Source organism: Streptomyces sp. NPDC060209, from assembly GCF_042728155.1.
GTDB lineage: Bacteria > Actinomycetota > Actinomycetes > Streptomycetales > Streptomycetaceae > Streptomyces.
The window spans coordinates 1-1,880 of sequence record NZ_JBHWZS010000556.1 but is presented as its reverse complement, the minus strand read 5'-3'; the positions used below and the strand labels follow the sequence as shown (position 1 = coordinate 1,880).

Sequence of the window (1,880 nt, the reverse complement as noted above, 5' to 3'; positions counted from 1 at the left end):
CGCCGACTCCGCCGAGAGCGTGCGTCGACGGCCGTCAGCTGCGCCGGCGGGCAGTGCGACAGGCGCCGGGCCCTGATTCCGCGGCTGACCGGATGCCTGGCCGACTCCGGCGCGACACCACTCGCCATCAGCCGCGACAACTTGGCGCCGCCCCTCCTCACTCCGTTGACCTGCGAAGGCGAAACCCTTGGCTGCTTCGGACCGGCCCCGGCGCCATGCATGGCATCCTCAGGCTTGCCAATGGCGCCACAATGGTGCCACTATTGCGTCATGGACCTCACGCCGTACGTCGAAACACTGCACAGGGAACTGGCGGTGGCCGCCGAAGCCGGAGGTGACGAAGCCCGGGCGCTCGCCGAGCGGCTGACCGCGCCACTGGAGTCGGCCACCCGCCTGACCCTGCTCAGTGTGCTGTCCGCTGCCGTGGACGAAATCACCCGTGAGATCGCCCCCGGTTCGGTGGACGTACGACTGCGCGGCCTCGACCCCGACTTCGTGGTCGTACTGCCGCAGCACGAGGACCGGACAGAACCGCTGGACGCCCCGCCGCCCTCGCCGGCCCCGGCCCCGGTCCCCGCCGACATGGACGAGGGCGGCACCGCCCGCGTCAATCTGCGCCTGCCCGCCCACCTCAAGACCCGCGCCGAAGAGGTGGCGGGCAGCGAGGGCCTCTCGGTCAACGCATGGCTCGTCCGCGTCGTGTCGGCCGCGGTCGACACCGGCGCCGCCGCCCCCCGTACCTCCGGAAAGGCCAGGACCATCGGCCAGAGCTTCACAGGCTGGGTTCATTAATCCTCGGGACGACTCCACCCATACCCCGTCCCACCAGCGGGGCGCCACGAACACCCAAGGACCCAAGAGGACGGGACAGCCATGCCTTCTTTCGACACCCCCCAGCCGATCTCGGTCAACGCCCACGTGGACGCGGGATCCATCCAGTTCGTCGCGGCCGACCGCGCAGACACCATCGTGGACGTGACTCCCCGCGACCCGAAGAAGGACCAGGATGTGCGGGCGGCCGAGCGGAGCGAGGTCTCCTACGCCAGTGGCATCCTGACCGTCAGAACGCCCAAGCAGCGCTATCCCCTCGGGCGTACCGGCACCGTCGACGTGACGGTCGAACTGCCCACGGGCTCGCGCGTCGACGTGACCGGCGCCTGGGCCCAGGTGCTCGGCGCCGGCAGGCTCGGCGAGGTCCGCGTGAAGACCTCGTCCGGTGACGTCCGCCTCGACACGACCGGCCCGCTGAAGCTGACCGCGGCGCACGGCTCGATCAGCGTCGACCGGATCGAGGGCACGGCCGAGATCACCACCAGCTCCGGCAGCCTGCGCGTCGGCACCGTCGACGGTCCCGCCGTCCTGAAGAACTCGCACGGCACCACGACCGTCGGCACCGCGACCGGTGACCTGCGGGTGAGCGGGGCGAACGGCGACATCGACATCACGCGGGCCGAGAGCTCGGTCACCGCCACCACCGCGCACGGCACCTTGCGCGTCGCCCAGGTCGCCCGAGGATCCGTCCAGTTGGAGACCTCCTACGGTGCCATCGAGGTCGGCGTCCGCGAGGGTACGGCCGCCTGGCTCGACGTCAGCTCCGGTCGCGGGCAGGTGCGCAACACGCTCGCCGACTCCCAGCCCCCGGAGGGGACCGAGGACACCGTCGAGATCCGTACCCGGACCCGCTGGGGCAACATCGACATCCGCCGCGCCGGCGCCTGAGAGCCCGCACCCTCTTGAGGGTGGCCGCAGCCGGTCCCCGGGATCGAACATCGCCGGCCCGCCGTGACAGAACGCAACCCCCCACGCGGGGTCGGCCTGCCGATACGGGTGCGGGGTGTAGCAGTTCATGCGGGTGGGGGCGGTGGGGGCGCTGGGGGCGC

2 protein-coding genes are annotated in these 1,880 nt (G+C 71.6%); both read left to right on the top strand.

All coding sequences use genetic code 11. The annotated features are described in order from the left end of the window. Positions 1 to 270 precede the first annotated feature (270 nt). The gene (locus ACFWFI_RS42525; RefSeq protein WP_387401298.1) at positions 271 to 792 is read left to right on the top strand and encodes a hypothetical protein; all 522 of its coding nucleotides are present in this window, start codon (positions 271 to 273) and stop codon (positions 790 to 792) included. 81 nt (positions 793 to 873) lie between these two features. After that, complete coding sequence (locus ACFWFI_RS42520) at positions 874 to 1,719, top strand: DUF4097 family beta strand repeat-containing protein (protein ID WP_387401296.1); 846 nt, start codon at positions 874 to 876, stop codon at positions 1,717 to 1,719. The last annotated feature ends 161 nt before the right edge of the window (positions 1,720 to 1,880 follow it).